A 21,596-nucleotide genomic window follows, 5' to 3' on the forward strand; every position below is an offset into this window, starting at 1 on the left:
TTCGCGCCCGCGCACGCGTAGGGGTGACTTTTTATCGGGGGACGCCGAACCCGGCCGCATGTTCAAGGCCATCGTGAACGCGGACACGCTGGAGTCCGCACTGGACTCCGTCAGCGTGCTCGTCGACGAGTGCAAGATCAACCTCAACGAGGACGGACTGGCCATCCGCGCGGTGGACCCGGCGAACGTGGGGATGGTGGACCTCACGCTGGACGCCGACGCCTTCGAGTCCTACGAGACCGACGGCGGCGTCATCGGCGTCAACCTCGCACGCCTGGAGGAGTTCGTGGGGATGGCGGACTCCGGGCAACTGGTGCAGCTCGAACTCGACGAGGAGACCCGCAAGCTCCACATCCAGATCGAGGGCCTGGAGGGGACGCTCGCGCTCATCGACCCCGACTCCATCCGCCAGGAGCCCGACCTCCCGGACCTGGACCTCCCCGCCGAGATCGTCGTCGAGGGCAAGGACATCGACCGCGCGGTCAAGGCCGCCGACATGGTCTCCGACCACATCGCGCTCGGGGTCGACGTCGACGAGGACGTCTTCTACGTCGAGGCCGAGGGCGACACCGACGACGTCCACCTCACCCTGACCCGCGAGGACCTCATCGACCTGGAGGCCGGCGAGGCCCGCTCGCTGTTCTCGCTGGACTACCTCAAGGACATGAACAAGGCCATCCCCAGCGACGCCGAGGTCCGGATGGAACTGGGTGAGGAGTTCCCCGTCAAGATGCACTTCGATATCGCGGAAGGGAAGGGTAAAATTACTTACATGCTCGCGCCGCGCATCCAGAGCGACTGAACCGGAGGATGAGCGGGATTTGTCCGTCTTGCGGTGAGGAGTTCGACAAGCCAGGGCTTCACTGGTCACACGGTACCTGTCCGTATCCAGAGATATCTCCGATTCAGGAGGCCGTCTTCGAGGGGTTGCTGATGGGCGATGGATCGATACCGAAACAGAGCGGCGGCAATAGTGCTCTACTCCACCTCCCGATGATCAACCGCCGGTTTCTGGAGTGGATCGACGAGCGTCTCGGTATCCTCACGACGGGTGTCTCGCTGAAGAAGACCGCTGCGGAACTCGCTAGCAACAACCGTGAGAGCGGGTTCAGTCCGAACGCGAAGGAGGAGCGGTACCACGACATGTACACCATCTGGACGCGCACACATCCGTACTTCGAGGACCTGCGGGAACGCTGGTACCCGGATGGCGACAAGCGGTTCCCGGACGATCTCGAACTGACGCCGCTTCGGGCCAAGCTCTGGTACCTCTGTGACGGCTATCTCGATGTCGGGCAGCACGGCCGTCCCAGAATCGAAATCAAGGCCCGTAACGAGGAGAAGCGTGCCGAGTTTCTAACCGGGCTGTTCGAGGACGCGGGTTTCTCCCCGCTGTACAGGCGTCACGAACTCCGGTTCACCTGCGACGAGACGGAGGAACTGGTCGAGTGGATGGGCGACCCGCTCCCCGGCTTCGAGTACAAGTGGGCGCTCGACTCTCGCGAGCAGTACCACGACCTGAAGCGGCAAGCGTACGAGGAACATGCGACGCAGACCATCGAAGTAGAGGACTAAGCCGCCGTCTCTCCGCCGAAATAATCAGATATATTGTATATATCTGATATATATGCAGAATTGGCGGAGTATTATCTCATTTGACATTCTAAACTCTCTTCTATTTAGATGCTTAGGGGTGGGTGGAATAGCGAGCGGAGTGACTGTGGGAGCAATCACATATCCTGTTATCGACGGAGAATATCTATGGGGCAATGCTGAACCCATAGCGCGAGTCGGTCAGTAGCCAGTTGCCCCCAGACACTTACCGACAGACGGGGATGTGGAGATTATGGCCACCTCAACCAGTATCGGCCTCGGAGGTGAGATGGAGGGGCCGCTACGCTACCTTCTCCTGAGCGGCGGCGTGGGTGTTGGAGTAATCGTTCTCAGGTCTGTCGGCTACGCAGTCGGTGGCCCGGCCCTCCTGTTCACATCGTGGTTGGCTGTCGTTCTGTTACTGGGCGTGACAGGTGCGCTGGCGGTCATGGCCAGCAAGGCCGGTGGCGGTGTCTTACTGTCGGTTCTCGTTGTGTTTCTCCCGGTGGCCGCCGAGCGCGAGTTCGACATCGTACTCGGTATCGGACACCCGAATCCGGGTGTCCTCTATGGAGCCGCGCTGGCGCTCGCCGTGGCTGTCCCTGTCGGAGTACTCGGGTATCTCATCGGACAGCATTGGTAGCCCGAAGAAAGCGACGGGAAATGGGCTTCGTCCGTGCTGAACCCATCCTCTGAGCCGGTCACGACGCACATGCCCGATTCCCGTCACGAGTCGGCCGCAGCGGATCAGACATCCGCGATTCGTGTCTCCCCGGCCCGCGTCGTCTCCCCCGCCTCGACCAGCACCTCGTCCTCGGTCACGCCCGCCGGCAGCAGCACGTCGGCCCGCGACCCGAAGGAGATGTGGCCGATGCGCTCGCCGCGCGCCAGCGGCTGGCCGGCCTCGACGTACGGGTGGATGCGGCGAGCGAAGGCGCCGGCGATGAGCGTCACCCGGTAGTCACCGTCGTCCGTGGCCTCGTCCGTGTCCGCCTCGCGGGCGATATCGACGTGGACGCGTTCGTTGTGCTCGGAGTCCTTCGAGAACGCGAGGCGGTGCCCGCCGTCGATGTGCTCGATGGACGCCACGGTCCCCGGGAGCGGCGCGCGGTTGACGTGGACGTTCGCGGCGTTCATGTAGATGCCCACGCGGACGCGGGCGTCGCCGTCGTGTTCCTCGGTGCGGACGACGGAGACGACGCCGTCGGCGGGCGCGACGGCCCCGTCATCGGGCGGTGTCCGTTCGGGGTCGCGGTGGAACGCGAGGACGGCCCCCGCGAGCAGGAGCGCCAGCGCGACGGCGGCGCGCCGTCCCAGTCGGCGCGCGGTCGCGAGCCCCGCGAGCGCGGCGGCGACGGCGTAGCGGACGGCTCCCGGTGCGATTCGCATGGACGACGCTGCGGCCCTCGGCCACATCACCGTTCCGACCGCGACCGCGAACCCCTCCGCTTCCGGTGGAGGTGGCAGGTCCGGACGTGAAATTATGACACGGTAGCCGTCGAATCGGGGCTACCGGGGTGGTACCTGCCGTTGTCGATGTCACGATCGACCGGACGGGTCGGAATCTGGACTCGAAACGGGGGGCGACCGGGTCCGGGAGGTCCTCGCCCGGGGGTCACGCGGCGGTCGTGTGGGTCGCTGTCGGGATACTGCAAGGCCTTAGTACGCGGCCCGTGTGCGCCCCGTATGAACGTCGCAGACGCCATGACGCCCCGCGAGGAGGTGGTGACGGTGTCCATCCCCGGTACCCGTGAGGACGCCCTCGAATACCTGCAGGGCGGCGCCTTCTCCTCGATTCCGGTCGTGAAGGAGACCGACGACGGCGAGGAGTTCCGCGGCCTCGTCACCCGCGAGGCGCTCATCGAACAGCCCGACGAGGACCAGCTCGCGCTGCTGGTCGAGGCGGTCCCGACCGTGACGAGCGATGCCTCCCTGGCCGACGTGGCGCGACTCGTCCGCGAGACCGGTCACAACCGCGTCCCCGTGGTCGACGACGAACACCTCGCCGGCATCGTCACCGTGACCGACGTGATCCGTGCGCTGGCCAACGGCGAGATCGCCGGCACGGACGTCGAGGTCGGCCCGCTGGCGACGCCCACGATCAACACCATCTACCGCGAGACGCCGCTCCCGGTCGCGCAGGCGGAACTCGACTACGCCGACGTGCCCTACGCGGTCGTCCTCGACGACGAGGGCGAGCCGGAGGGGATGCTGACGGAGGTCGACATCATCGAGGTCGCCCGCGTCGAGGAGGGCGAGGACGACACGGGCGAGTCCATCGCCGACGAGGACGACGACTGGAAGTGGGAGGGCATCAAGGCGACCGGCAACCGCTACATGCCGACCCGGAACGTCGAGATTCCCGCCGAGCCCGCCCACCAGTTCATGAGCCCGGACCTCGTGACGGTCACGCGCAAGCGGACCGCCCAGGACGCCGCCCAGCTGCTCATCTCCAACGACATCGAACAGCTCCCGCTGATGACGGCCGACGACATGGTCGGCATCCTCCGGGACGTGGACCTGCTCGCGGCGGTGATCGAGGATGAGTGAGGGCGAGGACGCGTCCCGCTCGGACGGCGGCGATATCGAGCCGGTCCCGGCCGACGAGGAGCTGGAGACGGTCGCCGAACTGGCGAAGCGGCGGGGCTTCTTCTTCCCCGCCTCCCGTGCGTACGGCGGCGTCGCCGGCTTCTACACGTACGGTCCGGAGGGCGCCGCGCTCAAGCGCAACGTCGAGGACGCCTGGCGCGACCTGTTCGTGACCCAGGAGGGCCACATGGAGATCGCTGCGCCGGACGTGATGCCCGAGCCCGTCTTCGAGGCGTCGGGCCACCTCGACGGCTTCGACGACATGATCATCGAGTGCCCCGAGTGTGGCACCAACCACCGGGCCGACCACCTCGTCGAGGACGCCACCGGCATCGAGGAGGCCGAGTCCCTGCCGATCCCCGAGATCGAGGAGCTCATCGCGGAGTACGACCTCGACTGCACCACGTGTGGCGCGTCGCTGACCGACGTGCCGGTCGAGGATTTCAACCTGATGTTCGAGACGAACATCGGCCCCGGGAGCTCGAAGCCGGGCTACCTCCGCCCGGAGACCGCCCAGGGCATCTTCGTGGAGTTCCCGCAGCTCAAACAGTACGCCCGCAACCAGCTCCCGTTCGGCGTCGCACAGGTCGGTACCGCGTGGCGCAACGAGATCTCCCCGCGCCGCGCCCTCGTGCGGGTCCGGGAGTTCACGCAGGCCGAACTGGAGCACTTCGTCGACCCCGACGAGGACGAGCCGCCGCTCGAACGCGTCGCGGACGTCGAACTGACGCTGTATCCCGCCGACGAGCAGGAGGCCGAGGACGGCGACTACGTCGAGTGCACGGTCCGGGAGGCCGTCGACGAGAACATCGTCGCTTCGGACTGGGTGGCCTACTACCTGGGCCTCTCGCAGGACTGGTACGAGCGCGTCGGCGTCGACATGGACCGATTCAGGTACCGCCAGCACCTCTCCGGCGAACTCGCCCACTACGCCGCGGACTGCTGGGACGCCGAGGCCGAACTCGGCGGCGACTGGGTGGAGATCACGGGATTCGCCTACCGCTCGGACTACGACCTCTCGAAGCACGGCGCCCACTCCGACGAGGACTTCACGCTGTTCAAGCAGTACGACGAACCGAAGACCGTCGAGCGCGCGACCGTCGACCCCGACATGTCCGTCCTCGGCCCGGAGTTCGGCGGCGACGCCGGCGCCGTGCAGGACGCGCTCAACGACCTCGTCGAGCGCGACCCCGAGGCCTTCGACGGCGAGACCGTCACCGTGGAGGTCGACGGCGAGTCCTACGAGGTCGACGTCGAGCACACCAACTTCGCCCGCGAGGAGGTCACGGAGTCGGGCGAGCACATCACACCCCACGTCGTCGAGCCGTCGTTCGGTATCGGTCGCATCGTCTACACCGTCCTCACGCACGCGTACGACCGCGACCTCGTGGACGGCGAGGAGCGCGCGTTCCTCGACCTGCCGCCCGAGGTGGCGCCGACCACCGTCGGCGTCTTCCCGCTGATGGACAAGGACGGGCTCGGCGAGCGTGCCCGCGAGGTCGAGGCGGACCTGCGGCGGGCCGGCTTCGCCGTCGCCTACGACGACTCCGGCAACATCGGTCGGCGCTACCGCCGGCAGGACGAGGTCGGCACGCCGTACTGCGTCACGGTCGACTACGAGTCGCTGGAGGACGACACCGTCACGGTCCGCGAGCGCGACTCGACCGAGCAGGCCCGCGTCGACATCGACGACCTGCCCGTGACCCTGGCCGCCCTCCGAACCGGGAGCACCGATATCACCGAGCTGTAGGCCGATGCCAGACACCGCCGGCGCCGACGGGGGCGAGGGCGGTGCGGACGGGGGAGCGTCGGCCGATACCGGGACCGACGGTGGTGGCGTGCTCTCGCGGCTCCGCCACCCCGAGATCGAGCGCCGGCTGGTCCACGTCTCGGGGGCGCTCGCGCCGGCGAGCTACCTGCTCGGGGTGTTCACCTGGCGCCAGCTGGGGCTCGTCCTGCTGGGCGGGTCGATGCTGGCTGCGATGCTGGAGGCCGGCCGCCTGTCGGGTCGGCTCGACCTCTCCATCTACGACCGCCTCACCCGCGAGTACGAGCAGGACAACGTCGCGGGCTACGCGCTGTACGTGGTGAGCGTCACGCTCGTCGTCCTGCTGTTCGAGCCGCGGGTCGCGATTCCGGCGGTGCTGGCGCTCGCCATCGCCGACCCCGTCTCCGGGCTGCTGGGGTCTGGCGAGTTGCGCGACGTGAAGCAGGGGTACGTCCTGCTGGCGACGTTCGGCGTCGCCACCGGCCTCGCGAGCTTCTTCGTCCCGCCGCTGGCGGCGGTGCTGGGCGGGCTGGCGACCGCGCTCGCCGACGGCGTCAAACCGGTCGTCAGCGGGTACGTCCTCGACGACAACCTCACCATCCCGCCCGCAGCCGCGGTCGCGATGACGCTCGGGCTGGAGCTGGCTGGCCGGCTGCCGGCGCTGGGGTAGTCAGCCGGGGGTCGTTCCGGCCCCGGATCCGCCGCGCAGCCGGGCGACGAGCGCCTCGATGCGCCCGGAGGACCGCATCAACACCGTCCCGAGGATGCTCATCGCGAGGACGTAGCCGACGATGAGCGCCGTCAGCTGCGGGTCCAGGCCCGCCGTGACCGCCAGCGCCGCCAGCACGAGCGAGAACTCGCCGCGCGCGACCATCGCCAGCGCCATCCGCACCCGGCGGCGCTCGGTCAGGCCGTACGCGGCCGCGCCCAGGTACCCGGAGACGAGTTTCGTGACCGCCGTGATGCCGACGAGCGCGGCGAGCGGCACCGCCACCGCCCCCAGCGTCCCGGGGTCGGTCGTCAGGCCGATGGCGAAGAAGAAGACGGCGGCGTAGAGGTCCCGCTCGGAGGTGATGACGCGCTCGACGCGGTGGGCGTGTTCGGTGCCCCCGACGGCCGCGCCGAGGAAGAACGCGGCGACGGCCTCGCTCACGCCGAGCGCCAGCGCGACGCCGGCGACGACCGTGACGGCGGCGACGATGCGCAGCAGGAACAGCTCGTCCGCACTGGTGTCGAGCGCCCGCGCGACCAGCGGCGTCCCGATGGTCGCGAGCCCGACGAGCGCGGCGATGACCGCGATGCTGATGCCGAGCGGGACGAGCGCGCTCGCGAGGCCGCCGCCCGAGAGCGCGACCGCCGTCAGCAGCGCGAGGTAGACCGCGATGACGAGGTCCTCCGCGATGAGCACGCCCAGGATGGCCTCGGCCTCGGGGTCGGCGATCCAGCCGAGTTCGATGAGCGACTTCGTGATGATGGCCGACGAGGAGATGTAGGTCGCGCCCGCGAGCAGGACGCTCTCGACGAGGCCGAAGCCGAACACCACCCCGAGCGCGAAGCCGGCCCCGGCGTTCAACAGGAGGTCGACACCCGCGGCTCGCGTGACGGCCTCGCGCCGACGGAGCAGGCTCGAGAGGTCGAACTCCAGGCCGATGAAGAACAGCAGGAGGACGATGCCCAGCTCCTGCAGGAGCGTGATGAACTCCTGTTGCTGGACGAGCGTGAGCGACCGGCCCCCGATCTCGGGCGCGTTCGGCCCCACGAGGACGCCGGCGACGATGTACGCCGGGATGACCGACTGGTCGAGCCGGCTGGCGATGGCGCCGCCGACGGCCAGCGTCGCGAAGACGACGCCCGCCGCCAGCAGGAGCGACTCCGACGCGGCCATCAGGCTCCGTCCGTGTCGTCGGAGCCGGCGCCGTCGTCGTCCGCGCCGTCGATGGTCGCGTCCCCGCCCTGGCAGCGGTCGGCGAAGACGGTCTGCTGCTCGCGGGTCCCCAGCGTCACGAGGATGTCGCCCGCCTCGACGCGGAAGTCCGAATCCGGGTTCGGGACGGTGTCGGCACCGCGCTGGACGGCGATGACCGACACGCCCGAGACCGCCCGCAGGTCGGCCTCCGCGAGTGTCTTTCCGGCGACGGCCGAGGCGTCGGTGATGTCGACCCACTCGATGATGGCGTCGCCCAGCGGGACCGAGAGCCGGTCCATGTCGACGGCCTCGAAGTAGGCGCCCTCGAGGATGGAGCCGAGGTAGTTGGCCTGCTGGCTGGTCAGCTCGAACACCTTCTCGGAGTCGGCGTCCGCGTCCGGCCGGCGGAACACCTCGACCCGGCCGTCGTGATGCAGTAGGACCACGGCGCGGGCCCCGCCGCCCACGTCGACCTCGAACTTCTTGCCGACGCCGGGCACGTCGGCCTCGTAGACGGTCATGGGCGGGCGTTCGAACGTCGACGGCTTAACTCCGGGCGGTCGGATACGGGGGTGTCGCGGCCGCCCCGCCCCCCGGGGCGCCGTGCTCCCGCGTCGGTCGGAGATGGATATATCGGGTATACCCTCCGAACAATCGATAAAATGTTCAAAATAATTGCATTATTTACAATATTGGCCGAGAATCGGTCTGTTCGCTACGCTAACTCGGCGGTTCCGTCCGGAGCCGGGAGTGCCCGGAGGTCCCGTGGCGGCACGAGGAAGTTGCCCCGGTGTCGGACGAAGATGTACTCCAGGATGCCGTTGTTGACGCGCTGGCGGACGGCGGGCGTGACCTCGGTGAGGTCCTGCCCGTTCATGGCCTCGCGGACGGCGTCGAACTCGGACATCTCGCGCTGGAGGGAGGGGAAGTGGAGGCTGGCGATGCCGTCGTCGGCGGACTCGAAGTGACGGCGGTTGAGCTTCACGCCGCCGTCCTCGTCCCGGTTCGCCCGGGCGGCCTTCTGTGCGTGGCCCACCCGTCCGTGTTCGCGGGCCTGCTCGCGGATGGTGTCGAGCGTCTCGTCCACGCGTGAGTCGTCGCCGAGGTTCTCGCCGACGCCCTCGACCCAGTCGTTCTCGGCGTGCATCGGCGAGAACATCTCCATCACCTGCTCGGTGAAGTCCTGCTCGCCGTACCAGTCGGCCAGCCGCTGGCGGAGGTTGGCGACGTGCTTCGTGGTGCCGCCGGCGAACGGCCCCTCCTCGATGGTCACGCGGTCCTCGGGGGCCTGGTTCTTCGCGAACCCGGCCTTGAAGCCCATGAACAGCGGGCTCGCCTCCGGCACGGGGCCGTCGGCGGGAACGCCCTCCAGGCCGTCCTGCTTCGAGGCGGGGAGGCCGGCGCCGACGAACCCGGTCCGGCGGTCGGCCACCTCGAAGACGTCGGTGAGCGCGGCGTCGAACGCGACGCCGTTGGCGCGCTCGCGCTCGCCGGTGAGCGCGAGTTCCGCCGCCAGCAGCGCGTCCGGGCGGTCGCTGGCGAGGTGGAGCAGCGCGTCCTGCCGGTCGAAGTCGGGCGTCTCGAACGCGGAGAGCCGCCTGGCCGGGTAGATGTCGACGCCCTCCGGCGCCGACCCGTACCGCTGGAAGTACTCCGGCGAGTACGCGACCGAGCGCAGCAGCCCCTCGTGGGACCACGCGTACGCCTCGTCCAGCCGCGTGAGCGCGCGCTCGACGGTCGCGCGCTGGTCGGCCGTCGGCGGCCCCTCGCCGGGCAGGTTCAGGTAGAGCAGCGTCTGGTGGCTCGGTAGCTGCTCGTTGCCGAACGCGTCGCGGCGGATGTACTCGCCCCAGGCGAACTGCCGCGCCGGGAGCGTCGAGAGGTCGGCCGGCCCGGACGGGACGGGCGGCCGGTCCTCGCCCTGGTAGCCGACGGCGTCGAGACACGCCGAGAGCCCGACGCTGCCGCCGACCGCGACGGCCGCCTTCAGTACGTCGCGCCGTGTTCGTCCGTCGTCCGTTCCGGTCATGGTCGGTCGTTGCGGGTGGAGGTGTTTAGTCGTTCCATGCTGTCCGGGTCAGAGTGTGAGGCTGGTCGGTTGCATGTCGACGAAGGCGGTCTCGTACCCCTCGTGGCGGGCGACCTGCGGCGGGGTCGTCACGCGCAGTTCGAGGGTGTCGCCCGACGCGACCGAGCCGACGGCCGCGCCGTAGTGGTAGTTCAGGTCCGGGTCGAGCGTGCGAGACAGGGTCCCGTCGAAGACGGTCTCCCCGCCGCTCGTCAGCGTCCCCTCCAGCGCCATCGCCGGCAGGACCATCCGGTTGTACGGCGTCCGGGCGGATACCGCGAGGTACTGCGAGCCGTCGGGTGCGTCGACGCCCGCGGGTGGCGACTCGAGCGTGGTCACGACGAGTTTCGCATCGCCCGTCTCGGCCGTCCCGCGAACCGTCCCCGGCAGCTCCTCGGCCGGCGGCAGCGTCGACTGGGGCAGCATCCCCATCTCCATCGGGCTCCGGGCCATCCGTTGCCCCGCCTTGTCGGGCGTCTCCTCGAACATGATCTCGTCGCGTGCGGCCTGGCTGTAGTCGAAGCCGATGGTCGTCTCGGCGGGGTCGCCGAACCGCCCCTCGAACGCGCCCGTCCGCCGGATGTTCATCCCGCCGACCGAGAGGGTCACGTCGTAGCTCCCGTCGCCGTCCAGCGAGAAGTTCGCGCCGTAGTGGAAGCCCATCGGCTGAGAGAGCATCGGGTAGATGACCTCCTGGCTCACGAGGTCGCCGCCCTTCGATATCTCGATGCTGAGTCCCGTCTCCGGGAGGACGATGCCCGTCTCGGGGTCCCAGACGCTCGCCATCAGGTGGACGTCGTCGTCGTCCTCGATGCTCGTCTTCTGGACCTCGTCCCCGTTGACGTTCCAGAACCGGTGGGGGTAGCTGTACATCAGGGCGAACTGGTAGTCGCCCGATTTCCCCATCCCGCTCATCTCCATCCCCTCGACGTGGGTGGGGAAGTAGACGGCGTCCGGGCGGTTCGAGAGGACCGGCGGGCTGGAGAGCGAGCGGGTCTCGACCAGGCCGCTACAGCCCGCGAGCCCGGTCGCGCCCGCTCCCGCGGCCCCCAGCAGGAAATCGCGTCGTTGCATTGGATATCCGTCGGGTCCCCCCGCAAAAACGGGTTCTGGTCCGACCGTCGAAACCGTCGTCTGCTGGCCGCTCCCGGCCGGTCGGGGCGTGTCAGGCCTCCCGTCGGGCCCGCCCGAGTGCCAGTGCGACGACGGCCGCAGCCGCGACGATCACCACGGGGCCGAATCCGGGCTGGCCGCCCGTCTCGGTCGTGCCGTCGCCGGGCGTCGCACTCGCGTTCCCGGTCGCGCCGCCGTCCCCGCCCGGCGGCGCGGTCGTCGGGACCGGGGTCGTCACGATGCCGCCGCTGCGCTCGGGTTCGACGCTGAACCGGGTGGCGACGGTCTCGTTGCCCGCCTCGATGGGTGGCTCGTCGCCGTCGAACCGTCGGTCCCCGTCGTCGCGGTGGAGGCTCACGCGTGCCGCGAACGAGCCCCCGGTCGACTCGTAGAACGACTCGTTCACCGCGACGGAGACGTTCTCGTACGTCCCGGTGTCGAGGGTCCGGGTCCCGACGACCCGGCCGTCGGCGGTCCGGTTGCGGACGACGAGGTGCCCGCGCTCGGGGAGCGTCGCCTGCCGGACGGTCACAGTCGGCCCGTCGGCCCGCTGCGGGAAGTCGTCCTCGCCGGTGACGACCGCGCGGTCGCCACGTTCGACCACGAACCGGTCCGTGACGATGACGCCGAACCCGCCCAGCGGCGGGTCCTCGCTCGTGTACTCCCCGTCACCGTCCTCGCCGTGGAGGACGACGACGACCTCGCGGGTGGTCCAGTTGGCCCACGCGCCGTCCTCGATGGTGACCGCGATGTCCGTGTAGAAGGCGTTCCGGCGGGGGAGCCGGGTGGCGCCGAGCGCCTCGCCGTAGCCGTCCGCGGTCCGCTCGTGGACGACGGCCCAGCCCGACTCCTCCACGAAGGCTCCCTCGACCACGACGGTCCCGTCGGGCGTGACCTGCGGGTCCGCGGAGACGTAGTTGACCGAGTGCCCGCCCACGACGCCCGCACCGACGAGCGCGGCCGCCAGCACGAGGAGGGTCAGCGTTGCGGCACCGGGTCGCATGAGCGGGACTTCGGCATCGGGGCGCAAGAGGCTGCGGGTTCCTTCCCGATGCCGTACGCTGTTGCCGCCGTCGACGACTGATTCCTCCTGTCAGTCGAGTGGGCGCGCGCTGGCGGCCGTGCCCGCAGGGTCGGCCGCCTCTACACCGTGCGAGGTCCTCGCGAGCGGAGCGAGCGAGGGCTCGGTAGAGCTCGCTCTACCGGTGGCCGAGAAGCGCAGGCCGAACGAAGTAAGGCCGAGGACCGAAGCGAGGCGCGCGAATCGAGAGTGCGAGGGCTTCGGAGGTGGTTGCGTCGGTGCTGAGACGGTGGCTGAATCATCGATAAATGCGTTCAAAAGATAGAAATATGGAATTATTTAGATGAAATCACGGTATTATTGGTTTATTCACTCGGCAAGGAGCGAATCCACGAGCCGCGTGAACCGGTCGACGAGCCGCTCCGGGAGCGACGGTTCGGCCCGTTGCAGGAGCCGTGCCGTCCGCTCGGGCGCCGACAGCGTCAGGACCACGCGGTTCCCGTCGCGTTCCGTGCGGACCACGCCGGCCTCGACCAGCCGGTCGACGTGCCAGGAGCAGGTCGAGCGGGCGATGCCGACCCGCTCCGCGGTCTCGCCCGCGCCGAGCGGGCCCGCAGCGAGCAGTTCAGCCACGATGTCGGCGCTCGTCTCGCGATGGAGCAGCGCGAGCGCGGCCCGCTCCCAGTCGTCGAACTCGGGCGGGTAGTAGTGGGTCCGGCCGAACAGTTCGTCGGCCACGAGCCGGTCGGCGCGGATGAGCCGCTTGAGGTGGTACTGGACCTGCCCGGGAGCGAGGTCCAGCACCCGGACGAGTTCGTTGAAGTGGACGCCCGGGCAGTCCCGGACGTGGTCGTGGATGGCCCGGCGGGTCGCGTTCTCGGCCGTCTCACTCATCGTCGTGTCCCCCCTCGAAACCGCCCGGGTGCGTGTCGCGTCCGCCGTCCGGCGCCGCCTCGGGCGTCTCGTCCGAGCGGGCCCGCCGCCGGACCGACCGCGCCGTGTAGACGGCCGCGATGACCAGCGCGGCCATCAGCACGTCCAGGATGTGCTCGGCGAGATGGTGGTCGGGGTCCGCCAGCAGGCCGGCCATCGCGGCTGTCGCCACGCCGACGCGTGCCAGTAGCGTCGCGAGCGCGAGCGCCACCAGCAGGTACGAGGCCGAGCGTCGGCGCGCGAAGCCCGCGAGCGCGAGGCCCAGCAGCGTGGCTGCCGCGACCCCTGCGAGCGCCAGCAGCACGATGAGCACCGGCCCGTTCGCCATGAATGTGCGTAGTCATCGTTCGTGTTTAGGTCCGTCGGCGTCGCGCGTGAGCGACGAGACCGACCACGAGGGCCAGTGCCGCCGCCAGGGTGCCGAATCCGGGCTGGCCGTCCGTGCCCGTCGTGCTGGCGTCGGTCGCCGTTCCGTCTCCGCTCGTTCCGTCTCCGCTCGCCGTGGACCCGGCCGTCGCGGTCGTGACGAGGCTGCCGTCGTCCGAGCCGTCGGTCGCGCTCGGGGTGGTCACCGCCGCGCCCTCGTCGCCATCCCCGGCCCCGTCCCCGCCGCCGGTGTCCGTCCGGTTGAGGGAGACGAAGGTGGTGAGCGTTTCGCCCCCCGCCCGGACGGGCTCGTCGTCGGCGTCGAAGGTGCCGTCGCCGTCGTCGCGGTAGACGGTGAACGCGATGCGGGCGCGGGCATCCTGGCGCTCGTAGTAGTCCTCGTCCAGCTCGACGGTGACGTTCCCGTGGGTGCCGGCGCCGAGCGCCGTGGCGCCGACGGGTTCCAGCGCGGTCTCGTTCTCGCCGACATCGGTCACGTTCCGCGCGACGAGGTGGCCGTCGCTCGGGAGCCGGACGGTCCGGGCGGTCACGCTCGGACCGTCAGTCTCCTGCGGGCTGAACGCCCGTGCGCCGACGTAGGCACCCGTTCCCCGTTCGAGCGTGAACCGGTCGGTCGCCGCCCGTCCGAAGAACGTCAGGACCTCGTCCTCCTCGGGGTCGAAGCCGCTCGAGCCCTCGTCGTTGTGGAGCGCGACGTGGACGGTGCGGGCCTCGCCCTCGGGCCAGTCGCGCCAGGCCGCCTCGTCGATGCTGACGGCGAGGTCGGTCCGGAAGCCGGCGCCGCTCAGCCGCCTCGTCGCGATGACCTCGCCCCGCGAGCCGTCGTCGTCGCGGTAGACCGCCAGCCAGGCGTCGTCGGCGACGTACGCCGTCTCGACCAGCACGGTCCCGTCTGCCGAGACCTGTGGGTCGCCACGGACATCGTTGACGTGGGCGCTGACGGGGAGCGGGACCGCCGCCAGTGCGGCCACGCAGGCCAGGGCGAGCGTCGCCGCGAGCGCGTGTCGTCTCACTGTCGAAGCATTGCGGGGCACAGCGTATAGCGCATTTCCCAATTCGGACCAGAATCGTCCGGTCGTCGGCCACGGTGGCTCGCCACCGGCCGCTCAGACCGTGAACGTCATCGGCTCCATCTGGAGGAACGCCCGCTCGTACCCCTCGTGGCGTGCGATCTGCGGCGGCGTCGGGACCCGTAGCTCGACCTCGTCGCCGGCCTCCAGCCCACTCTCGATGGCGGCGCCGTAGTGGTAGTCCAGCTCGGGATCCAGCGTCCGGGTCAGCGCGCCGTCGAGGACGGTCTCGCCGCCCCGGGTGACGGTCGCCTCGACGGCCATCGACGGCAGGACGATGCCGTTGTACGGGGTTCGGGCGGAGACGGCGAGGTACTGCTCGGCGTCGAACCGGCTCGCGGCGTCGCCCGAGAGCTGTGTCGAGAGGAACGTGGCGTCGTCGCTGGTCGTCTCCGCGAGGAACTCGCCGGGCAGGTCTTCCTTCGCCGGGGCGTACGCCTGCGGCATCATCCCCATGCTCATCGGCTGGACCGCGCCACGCTTGCCGTACTGCTCCAGTTCCTCGACGGTCACCTTCGAACGTTCCTCCTCGTTGAACGCGAACGGGACCTCCACCGTCGCGGGATCGCCGAATCGGCCCTCGAAGGCGCCCGTCCGGCGGGTGCTCATCCCGCCGATCCCCACCTTCGCGGTGTACTCCCCGTCGCCGGCCAGCCCGAAGTTGCCGCCCCAGTGGAACCCCATCCGCTGGGAGAGCATCGGGTAGATGACCTCCTGACTCACCAGTTCGTCGCCCTGCACGATCTCGACCGAGACGCCGACCTCCGGGAGGACCGTGTTCGTCTCGGTGTCCCAGACGACGGCCATCAGGTGGATGCTGTCGGAGTCCTCCTTCGGCGTCTTCTGCTTCTCCGACCCGACGACGTTCCAGAAGACGTGCGGGGCGGCGTACATCAGGCCGACCGTGTAGTCGCCCTCCGATTCGGTCCCCTGCATCGCCATGCTCTCGGCGTAGCGCTGGACGTAGACCCCCTCGGGCAGGGAGTCCTGGTCGGCCTGCGTCGGCGTCTCGCCGCTGCCGCCGGCCGGCGTCGGTGTCGGGTCCGAGCCACCGTCCCCCTCGTCGGTGCCGGTGCACCCGGCCACCGCGAGGATACCGGCCGCGCTCCCTGCCCGCAGGAACTGCCGTCTGTTCATTCGTGTGTCGGGTAGGTCAGAGCCCGGAAAATGGGTTCTGGTCCGACCGTCGAAATCGCGCCACTCGGGCCCTGACCGCCCGTTCAGCGCATACGACCGGAGCGACAGGCGTTTGCCCCTCGCCCGCCGACTCCGGACCATGGCACCCTCGCTGGGCGGCGCGCTCGTCGGCCGCGCGCTCCCCGCGCTCGCGCTCGTCGCCTGCCTCCTCCTCGCGGGCTGTGCCCTGCCCGGTGGAACCGACGGCGGGGACGACGGCGACCTCACCGCCAGCGTCGACTGGGTGGCCGGCGACTCGGAGATCCTCGGCAACCACCACTCGCCCGGCGTGGGCCGACTCCCGGACACGGATGGTCCGGACGGCGTCGTCGTCGCCCACCCGCTCGGCGGCCGCGGCGACCGGGCGGGCTGTCGCCTGCTCGCGCTGAACGGGAGCGGCGGTGAGCGCTGGACGGAACCCGTTCCGCCCGAGCACTGCACCATCCACGCCGTCGCCGACCCGACCGTCGCGGACTTCCTCGGCGGCCCCGCACCGGAGGTCATCGCCTCCACGACCGAGGCCGAGACGGTCGCCTACGATGCGCGCACCGGACAGCGCCGCTTCGCCGTCTCGCTCACCGACTACGGCTACGTTACCCCCGTGGTCGCGAACCTGACCGGCGACGACGCCCCGGAACTCGTCACCCTCGACGCCCGCGGCGAGCTGTTCGTCGTCCGGCCGGACGGGGTGGTCTGGCGACGTTCGCTCGACGCCTACACCTTCGCCGACCCCTCGGTCGACGACTTCGACGCCGACGGCGCCCCCGAACTCGTCCTCGGCCTCGGTGACGGCCGCGTGCTCGCCCTCACCGGGAACGGTGTCCGCGAGTGGAACACCTCCCTCTCCGAGGCCGTCGTCTGGGCGGAGGCTGCCGACGTCGACGAGGACGCCGCGGTCGAGTTCCTCGTCACCACCTTCGACGGCGAGGTCCTCGCGCTGGATGGGCGGACGGGCGAGGTGGAGTGGCGCTACGGCGGCGCGGGCGACCTCGCGGCGGTCGGGCCCGCCCTCGACGGGGACGGCGACGGCGGGCACGAGGTGTACGTCACTGGCAAGGACGCCCGCGTGCGGGCGCTGGACGGTGGGACCGGCGAGGTCGAATGGACGAGCGAGCCGCTCTCGGAGGCACCGCTGCGCTCGGTGCCGCCGGCCGTCGCCGGGGACGTGGACGGCGATGGCACCGACGAGATCGTGGCCGTCACGGGCGACGGCGTCGTCGGCGTGCTGGCCGGCGACGGGACCGTCCGCGCGACGTACGACCGCGGCGGCGACCGGGCGCTCTACACGCCCGCCGTCACCGCCGACCTCGACGACGACGGCCGGGACGAGGTGCTGGTACCGTACGGTGACGGCCGGCTCCACGCCGTCTCGTTCGACTGAGCGGGGGCGGCGCGGGCCGCCCGGCGAGCGCCGAGAGGCATGCCGTCGGCCACTGGCCGAACCGCGTGGCTATCCGTGGATAGCTAGTAGAAGGTGCAGGAACGGGCCCCGCTACAGTTCGATCTCCTCGCCCTCGTACAGCTCCTCGAAGTCGAGCTCCTCGTCCTGGTGTTCGATCGCCTGTTTGATATCGCGTTCGCGGCGCTGTTCTCGCTTCACCAGTCCCTTCCGCTCGCGGCCCTTCTTCGTGTCTCCCATTACAGTGTGTGTCAATACCACACACTAACTTGAACCTGTCGGCGCCCCCGACCGCCCTCCGGTCCCGGACGGTGACACTGCCACGTCCGCTCCGCAGCCGCGTCCCGGCGCTTCCGTCCGGCATAGCTGGTGACACCCGTGTCACGGAGACGCTGATATGTCTCGCCCGCGTAGGTCGGGTCACCATGGTCAACATGTTCGTCGACGGCGAGTGGCGCACCGACGCCCACGAGATGAACGACGACGACGGCGAGTTCGAGCGCGACGAGACCACCTTCCGTGATCGGCTCGGCGACGAATTCCCGGCCGAGGCGGGCCGGTACCACCTCTACATCTCGCGGGCCTGCCCGTGGGCCCACGGCGCGGCGATGGTCCGGTCGCTGCTGGGCCTGGAGGACGCCATCTCGATGGACATCGTCGACCCCTACCGCGATGAGCGGGGCTGGCAGTTCACCCCCGAGAAGGACGACTGCACCGTCGACTCCGTCAACGGCTTCGACTACCTCGGCGAGGCCTACGTCGCGGCCGACCCCGACTACACCGGCCGCGTGACGGTCCCGGTGCTGTGGGATACGGAGCAGGGGACCATCGTCAACAACGAGTCCATCGAGATCATGCGGATGCTCGCGACCGAGATGCGCGAGGTCGGCAACGGCGTCGACCTCTACCCCGAGGGGCTTCGCGACGAGGTCGACGAGGTCGTCGACGCTATCTACGACCCCATCAACAACGGCGTCTACCGCGCGGGCTTCGCCGGCACGCAGACGGCCTACGAGAACGCCGTCTCGGAGCTGTTCGACGCGCTCGACCACTGGGACGACGTGCTCGCCGACCAGCGCTACCTCGTCGGCGACGGCGAGCGGCTGACCCTCGCGGACCTCCGCATGTTCGCGACGCTCGTCCGGTTCGACAAGGTGTACCATACCCACTTCAAGTGCAACAAGCGGCTCATCGAGCAGTACGACAACCTCTGGCCCTACGTCCGGGATATCTACCGGACGCCCGGTATCGAGCAGACGGTCAACATGGACCACATCACGGAGCACTACTACACCACGCACACGGACATCAACCCGACCGCGTTCGTGGCCGTGGGCCCGGACCTCGACTTCGAGGCGAGCCACGACCGCGACGACCTCCCGGGCGGGCCGCCGGAGGAACTGGTGGCCGGCGCGGCGAGCGCGGACTGAGCGCACACGCAACCGTCGCCTCTGCAATCATCTCTGTTATGTCTGGACTTATCCGATAAGCTGCTGAATTACGGTTCTATCTATGGAGTTATGGCCATGTTATCTCTGCAGGTGGCGGATGCCCCCTGGTTTCGGGCAGCCCCGTTCGGGAGATGACGGTGCGGCTCCCGGCGCGGAGTTGCACGCTCCTGCCCGCGTGAACCGGCCCCGCTCGCGCGCGGGTGTGGTCGCTCGTGGACTCCGCACCGGTGGTGGTCCCTTCTGACCCCCGCAGCGGACGACCTGCCAGCTACCCCTCGCTCTCGGATTCCAGCGTCTCGACGACGCTCACCACCCGCTCGGCCACGGCTCGCGCGTCGTGCCCGACGAACTTCGCGATGGGTTCCTTCCCGTGGGCGCCGCGGTCCAGCACCACGACGGGGCGTTCCTCGTCGGCGTCGAGCGAGCCGAACACCTGCCGGGCGCCCCACTGCATGGTCGACTCCTCCACCTCGGCCACGTCCTCGGGCTGGGCGCCGCGGTCGTACTCGGCGACGGGCCCGTCCAGCGTCTCCAGGGCGGCCTCCACCTCGTCCGTGAACCGGCAGTTGACCGCCCAGCGCAGGTCGGGTGCGTACTCGCGCGTGGCGAGCAGGAAGCGGGCCACGTGGCTGGACGCGCCGAAGCGCACGCCCCGGTTCGGGTGGATGCCCGACAGGGTACGGGTGATGCGCCCCTCGACCGCGGCGACCTCGTCGGTCGTCTCGGCGTACGGCGTGGCGCCGACGACGTTCATCCCCACCTCGGGGACGAGCGGGCGCACGTCCCGGTCGACGAACCAGTCCACCACGTCCTGCACGCGCTCGGCCGTCGGGTGCCGGGCGGCCTCGTTGCGCACGTCGACGAGGTGGTGGACCGCGCCGGGGCCCCGACCGATGTCGTGGTGGTAGCGCACGGCCCGTTCGAGGAGGTCGATGCTCTCACCGACGGCCTCCCGGAGCGGTTCGTCGTGCGCCAGGTGGGTCGCGGCCGCAGCGGACAGCGTACAGCCCGAGCCGTGGGTCGCCTCGGTGTCGACGCGGGGGTGTCGTGCGGTCTCGATGTAGTCGGCGGTGACGAGCGTGTCCAGCACCTCCTCGCCGGGGATGTGGCCGCCCTTGACGAGCGCGCCCTCGGCGCCCCAGGTGAGGAGGCGCTGGCCGGCGAGGCGCGCGCCCGCCTCGTCCTCGACGTCCACGTCCGTCAGGACCGCCGCCTCGTCGGCGTTCGGCGTGACCAGCGTCGCCTCCCCGACGAGGGCCTCGTACGCGTCCTCGGCCTCGGAGTCGAGCAGCCGGTCGCCCGATGCCGCCACCATCACCGGGTCGACGACGAGCGGGCAGTCCAGGTCGCTCGCGTAGGTCGTCACCGTCTCGACGATCTCGGCGGTCGCGAGCATCCCCGTCTTGACCGCGGCCACGTCGAAGTCCGAGAGGACGGCGTCCAGTTGCGCCTCGACCTCCTCGACGGGGAGGACGTGGGTGCCGTGGACGCCGGTCGTGTTCTGCGCGGTGACGGCCGTGACGGCGGAGGTGCCGAAGCCGCCGCAGGCCTCGATGGTCTTCAGGTCGGCCTGGATGCCGGCGCCGCCGCCGGAATCCGAGCCGGCGACCGTGAGGACCACCGGCCGCTCCGTGGGTGCGGGGCGTCGCGTGCTCATACGCGCGAGTGCGGTCGTGACGACCATAGCGGTGGTGGTCGGCGCGGCCGGGCCGGGGGCAAACGATTTGCTCCGGTGGCCGGTAGCGCGAGCCGTGTCCGACGATGCCGACCCGGGCGGGGACCGGGGTGACGAGCCGGTCCCGGGACTGAGCCGCCGCCGGGCGGTCGGGACGCTCTTCCTGATCGTCTTCATCGACCTGCTTGGGTTCGGTATCCTCATCCCGGTCATCCCGCTGTACGCGAAGTTCTTCGGGGCCAACGAGTTCGTCGGGAGCCTCCTCATCGCCACCTACTCGCTGTTCCAGTTCGTCGGCGCGCCGATACTGGGACGGCTCTCCGACGAGCGCGGCCGCCGACCCATCCTCCTGCTGTCGCTGTTCGGGAGCGTCCTCGCGTGGACCCTGTTCGGCCTCGCGGGTGAACTCGGGCAGACGCTCGGCCTCGTGAACGGCCTCGCGGTCCTGTTCCTGGCGCGCGCCCTGGCCGGCGCGATGGGCGGGAACATCGCCACCGCGAACGCCTACATCGCCGACATCACGCCGCCAGAGGACCGGGCGCAGGGGCTCGGCCTCCTCGGTGCCGCCTTCGGCCTCGGCTTCGTCTTCGGCCCGGCCATCTCGGGCGTGGTGTCGAGTCCGTTCGCGCTGGCCGCGCTCCGCGACGTGCTGCCCGCGTTCGTCCCCGTCTCCGAGTTCACGATGCCCTCCTTCACGGCCGCCGCGCTCTCCGCGGCGAACCTCGGCCTCGCGTTCGCCGTCCTCCCGGAGCCGCGTCGCCGCGAGCCCAGCGAGCGCGTCTCCGCCGGGGATCGGCTCCGCCGGCTCTACGAGGCCGCCCGGTCGCCCGGCCTCGGCGCGCTGGTGCTGTCGTTCTTCGTCGCGTCGTTCGCCTTCTCCGCCTTCGAGAGCCAGTTCATCTTCCTCACCAACGACCAGCTCGGCTACGGCACCGCCGAGAACGCCGTCCTCCTCACCTACATCGGCGTCCTCATCGCGGTCATCCAGGGCGGGCTCATCGGCCCGCTCACCGACCGGTTCGGGGAGTACCGGCTCGCGCTCGCCGGCGCGGGCATCCAGGCCGTCGCGCTGGCGCTCGTTCCGTTCTCGCTGTCGTGGCCCGTTCCCGCCGTCGGGCCGGTCGAGGGTGGGGCCGTCGCGCTGGCGCTCGTCTCGACGCCGCTCGCGTTCGGCAACGCCCTGACGAACGTCTCGCTCAACGCGCTCGTCTCGCTCAACGCCGCCGCCGAGGAGCAGGGCGGCGCCTTCGGCCTCACCCAGTCCGCGGGCAGCCTCGCCCGGACCGTCGGCCCCGCGCTCGCCGGCCTCCTCTACGTGGTCGTCGCCTTCTGGTCGCCGTTCGTCGTCGCCGGGGTGCTGTTCCTCCCCGTGCTCCTGCTGCTCGGGCGGGTGAGCCGGGAGGCCGTCCGGCCGGCGGAGTAGCCCGGAGCCCCCGCTCGTTCGCAC

The 21,596-nt window shown here is 70.1% G+C and carries 21 protein-coding genes; 9 read left to right on the forward strand and 12 right to left on the reverse strand.

The features are described from left to right. Nucleotides 1-58: 58 nt before the first annotated feature. The 3 genes from P2T62_RS00185 (at nucleotide 59) to P2T62_RS00195 (ending at nucleotide 2,236) form a co-directional block, all read left to right on the forward strand. A complete protein-coding gene (locus P2T62_RS00185; RefSeq protein ID WP_276259466.1) occupies nucleotides 59-802 on the forward strand; it encodes a DNA polymerase sliding clamp in 744 nt (247 codons plus the stop codon). 8 nt (nucleotides 803-810) lie between these two features. Then, entirely contained in the window at nucleotides 811-1,575 is a 765-nt protein-coding gene (locus tag P2T62_RS00190) for a hypothetical protein (protein WP_276259467.1), read from the forward strand. A gap of 271 nt (nucleotides 1,576-1,846) precedes the next feature. Continuing rightward, nucleotides 1,847-2,236 carry a hypothetical protein gene (locus tag P2T62_RS00195; RefSeq protein ID WP_276259468.1) on the forward strand — a complete coding sequence of 130 codons (390 nt, stop codon included), beginning with the start codon at nucleotides 1,847-1,849 and terminating at the stop codon, nucleotides 2,234-2,236. Between the two features lie 104 nt (nucleotides 2,237-2,340). On the opposite strand, the gene P2T62_RS00200 is transcribed toward P2T62_RS00195, so the two are convergent. Beyond that, complete coding sequence (locus tag P2T62_RS00200; protein WP_276259469.1) at nucleotides 2,341-2,982, reverse strand: protein sorting system archaetidylserine decarboxylase; 642 nt, start codon at nucleotides 2,980-2,982, stop codon at nucleotides 2,341-2,343. Nucleotides 2,983-3,279: 297 nt separating this feature from the next. On the opposite strand from P2T62_RS00200, the gene P2T62_RS00205 reads away from it, so the two are divergent. Genes P2T62_RS00205 through P2T62_RS00215 form a run of 3 tightly spaced genes read left to right on the forward strand, consistent with a single transcriptional unit; the run spans nucleotide 3,280 to nucleotide 6,620 of the window. Next, nucleotides 3,280-4,143 (forward strand): CBS domain-containing protein, encoded by an 864-nt coding sequence (locus tag P2T62_RS00205; RefSeq protein ID WP_276259470.1) that lies wholly within the window; start codon nucleotides 3,280-3,282, stop codon nucleotides 4,141-4,143. Next, nucleotides 4,136-5,932, forward strand: coding sequence for a glycine--tRNA ligase (gene glyS / locus P2T62_RS00210; RefSeq protein WP_276259471.1), 1,797 nt, complete (start codon nucleotides 4,136-4,138; stop codon nucleotides 5,930-5,932). Before P2T62_RS00205 ends, glyS begins: the two co-directional genes overlap by 8 nt. Before the next feature lie 4 nt (nucleotides 5,933-5,936). Then, the gene (locus P2T62_RS00215) at nucleotides 5,937-6,620 is read left to right on the forward strand and encodes a dolichol kinase (protein WP_276259472.1); all 684 of its coding nucleotides are present in this window, start codon (nucleotides 5,937-5,939) and stop codon (nucleotides 6,618-6,620) included. On the opposite strand, the gene P2T62_RS00220 is transcribed toward P2T62_RS00215, so the two are convergent. The 9 genes from P2T62_RS00220 to P2T62_RS00260 all read right to left on the reverse strand — a co-directional run bounded on the left by P2T62_RS00220 (nucleotide 6,621) and on the right by P2T62_RS00260 (nucleotide 15,585). Next, on the reverse strand, nucleotides 6,621-7,835 hold the full coding sequence (locus P2T62_RS00220) for a cation:proton antiporter (protein WP_276259473.1): 1,215 nt from the start codon (nucleotides 7,833-7,835) through the stop codon (nucleotides 6,621-6,623). Further along, nucleotides 7,835-8,377, reverse strand: coding sequence for a cation:proton antiporter regulatory subunit (locus P2T62_RS00225; RefSeq protein WP_276259474.1), 543 nt, complete (start codon nucleotides 8,375-8,377; stop codon nucleotides 7,835-7,837). Before P2T62_RS00225 ends, P2T62_RS00220 begins: the two co-directional genes overlap by 1 nt. 194 nt (nucleotides 8,378-8,571) lie before the next feature. Beyond that, on the reverse strand, nucleotides 8,572-9,885 hold the full coding sequence (locus tag P2T62_RS00230) for a DUF7405 family protein (protein WP_276259475.1): 1,314 nt from the start codon (nucleotides 9,883-9,885) through the stop codon (nucleotides 8,572-8,574). 48 nt (nucleotides 9,886-9,933) lie between these two features. Then, nucleotides 9,934-10,998, reverse strand: coding sequence for a DUF7350 domain-containing protein (locus P2T62_RS00235; protein ID WP_276259476.1), 1,065 nt, complete (start codon nucleotides 10,996-10,998; stop codon nucleotides 9,934-9,936). Between the two features lie 91 nt (nucleotides 10,999-11,089). Then, entirely contained in the window at nucleotides 11,090-12,040 is a 951-nt protein-coding gene (locus P2T62_RS00240; RefSeq protein WP_276259477.1) for a DUF7282 domain-containing protein, read from the reverse strand. Between the two features lie 387 nt (nucleotides 12,041-12,427). Then, the gene (locus tag P2T62_RS00245) at nucleotides 12,428-12,952 is read right to left on the reverse strand and encodes a winged helix-turn-helix transcriptional regulator (protein ID WP_276259478.1); all 525 of its coding nucleotides are present in this window, start codon (nucleotides 12,950-12,952) and stop codon (nucleotides 12,428-12,430) included. Continuing rightward, nucleotides 12,945-13,319, reverse strand: a complete 375-nt coding sequence (locus tag P2T62_RS00250; protein WP_276259479.1) for a DUF7471 family protein — start codon at nucleotides 13,317-13,319, stop codon at nucleotides 12,945-12,947. The genes P2T62_RS00245 and P2T62_RS00250 overlap by 8 nt, the downstream gene beginning before the upstream one ends. A gap of 25 nt (nucleotides 13,320-13,344) precedes the next feature. Next, the gene (locus tag P2T62_RS00255) at nucleotides 13,345-14,391 is read right to left on the reverse strand and encodes a DUF7282 domain-containing protein (protein ID WP_276259480.1); all 1,047 of its coding nucleotides are present in this window, start codon (nucleotides 14,389-14,391) and stop codon (nucleotides 13,345-13,347) included. A 93-nt stretch (nucleotides 14,392-14,484) separates the two neighbouring features. Further along, on the reverse strand, nucleotides 14,485-15,585 hold the full coding sequence (locus P2T62_RS00260; RefSeq protein WP_276259481.1) for a DUF7350 domain-containing protein: 1,101 nt from the start codon (nucleotides 15,583-15,585) through the stop codon (nucleotides 14,485-14,487). A 139-nt stretch (nucleotides 15,586-15,724) separates the two neighbouring features. Here P2T62_RS00260 and P2T62_RS00265 point away from each other — a divergent pair, with 139 nt between their 5' ends. Continuing rightward, complete coding sequence (locus P2T62_RS00265; protein WP_276259482.1) at nucleotides 15,725-17,005, forward strand: outer membrane protein assembly factor BamB family protein; 1,281 nt, start codon at nucleotides 15,725-15,727, stop codon at nucleotides 17,003-17,005. 111 nt (nucleotides 17,006-17,116) lie between these two features. Here the strand turns inward: P2T62_RS00265 and P2T62_RS00270 are convergent, their stop codons facing one another. Then, complete coding sequence (locus P2T62_RS00270) at nucleotides 17,117-17,263, reverse strand: hypothetical protein (protein ID WP_276259483.1); 147 nt, start codon at nucleotides 17,261-17,263, stop codon at nucleotides 17,117-17,119. A gap of 185 nt (nucleotides 17,264-17,448) precedes the next feature. Here P2T62_RS00270 and P2T62_RS00275 point away from each other — a divergent pair, with 185 nt between their 5' ends. Beyond that, a complete protein-coding gene (locus P2T62_RS00275; protein ID WP_276259484.1) occupies nucleotides 17,449-18,453 on the forward strand; it encodes a glutathione S-transferase family protein in 1,005 nt (334 codons plus the stop codon). 289 nt (nucleotides 18,454-18,742) lie between these two features. Here the strand turns inward: P2T62_RS00275 and thiD are convergent, their stop codons facing one another. Further along, complete coding sequence (thiD, locus tag P2T62_RS00280) at nucleotides 18,743-20,131, reverse strand: bifunctional hydroxymethylpyrimidine kinase/phosphomethylpyrimidine kinase (RefSeq protein WP_276259485.1); 1,389 nt, start codon at nucleotides 20,129-20,131, stop codon at nucleotides 18,743-18,745. A 94-nt stretch (nucleotides 20,132-20,225) separates the two neighbouring features. On the opposite strand from thiD, the gene P2T62_RS00285 reads away from it, so the two are divergent. Further along, the gene (locus P2T62_RS00285; RefSeq protein WP_276259486.1) at nucleotides 20,226-21,572 is read left to right on the forward strand and encodes an MFS transporter; all 1,347 of its coding nucleotides are present in this window, start codon (nucleotides 20,226-20,228) and stop codon (nucleotides 21,570-21,572) included. The last annotated feature ends 24 nt before the right edge of the window (nucleotides 21,573-21,596 follow it).

The organism is Haloglomus litoreum (assembly GCF_029338515.1).
GTDB lineage: Archaea > Halobacteriota > Halobacteria > Halobacteriales > Haloarculaceae > Haloglomus > Haloglomus litoreum.

Bases quoted from the DNA above. Each gene is read 5' to 3' on its own strand.
- P2T62_RS00225 (WP_276259474.1), bottom strand. From the start codon at position 8,377: ATGACCGTCTACGAGGCCGACGTGCCCGGCGTCGGCAAGAAGTTCGAG.
- thiD (WP_276259485.1), bottom strand. From the start codon at position 20,131: ATGAGCACGCGACGCCCCGCACCCACGGAGCGGCCGGTGGTCCTCACG.
- P2T62_RS00235 (WP_276259476.1), bottom strand. From the start codon at position 10,998: ATGCAACGACGCGATTTCCTGCTGGGGGCCGCGGGAGCGGGCGCGACC.
- P2T62_RS00185 (WP_276259466.1), top strand. From the start codon at position 59: ATGTTCAAGGCCATCGTGAACGCGGACACGCTGGAGTCCGCACTGGAC.
- P2T62_RS00275 (WP_276259484.1), top strand. From the start codon at position 17,449: ATGGTCAACATGTTCGTCGACGGCGAGTGGCGCACCGACGCCCACGAG.
- P2T62_RS00205 (WP_276259470.1), top strand. From the start codon at position 3,280: ATGAACGTCGCAGACGCCATGACGCCCCGCGAGGAGGTGGTGACGGTG.
- P2T62_RS00260 (WP_276259481.1), bottom strand. From the start codon at position 15,585: ATGAACAGACGGCAGTTCCTGCGGGCAGGGAGCGCGGCCGGTATCCTC.
- P2T62_RS00220 (WP_276259473.1), bottom strand. From the start codon at position 7,835: ATGGCCGCGTCGGAGTCGCTCCTGCTGGCGGCGGGCGTCGTCTTCGCG.
- P2T62_RS00270 (WP_276259483.1), bottom strand. From the start codon at position 17,263: ATGGGAGACACGAAGAAGGGCCGCGAGCGGAAGGGACTGGTGAAGCGA.
- P2T62_RS00240 (WP_276259477.1), bottom strand. From the start codon at position 12,040: ATGCGACCCGGTGCCGCAACGCTGACCCTCCTCGTGCTGGCGGCCGCG.
- P2T62_RS00195 (WP_276259468.1), top strand. From the start codon at position 1,847: ATGGCCACCTCAACCAGTATCGGCCTCGGAGGTGAGATGGAGGGGCCG.
- P2T62_RS00215 (WP_276259472.1), top strand. From the start codon at position 5,937: ATGCCAGACACCGCCGGCGCCGACGGGGGCGAGGGCGGTGCGGACGGG.
- P2T62_RS00250 (WP_276259479.1), bottom strand. From the start codon at position 13,319: ATGGCGAACGGGCCGGTGCTCATCGTGCTGCTGGCGCTCGCAGGGGTC.
- P2T62_RS00190 (WP_276259467.1), top strand. From the start codon at position 811: ATGAGCGGGATTTGTCCGTCTTGCGGTGAGGAGTTCGACAAGCCAGGG.
- P2T62_RS00200 (WP_276259469.1), bottom strand. From the start codon at position 2,982: ATGCGAATCGCACCGGGAGCCGTCCGCTACGCCGTCGCCGCCGCGCTC.
- P2T62_RS00230 (WP_276259475.1), bottom strand. From the start codon at position 9,885: ATGACCGGAACGGACGACGGACGAACACGGCGCGACGTACTGAAGGCG.
- P2T62_RS00245 (WP_276259478.1), bottom strand. From the start codon at position 12,952: ATGAGTGAGACGGCCGAGAACGCGACCCGCCGGGCCATCCACGACCAC.
- P2T62_RS00265 (WP_276259482.1), top strand. From the start codon at position 15,725: ATGGCACCCTCGCTGGGCGGCGCGCTCGTCGGCCGCGCGCTCCCCGCG.
- glyS (WP_276259471.1), top strand. From the start codon at position 4,136: ATGAGTGAGGGCGAGGACGCGTCCCGCTCGGACGGCGGCGATATCGAG.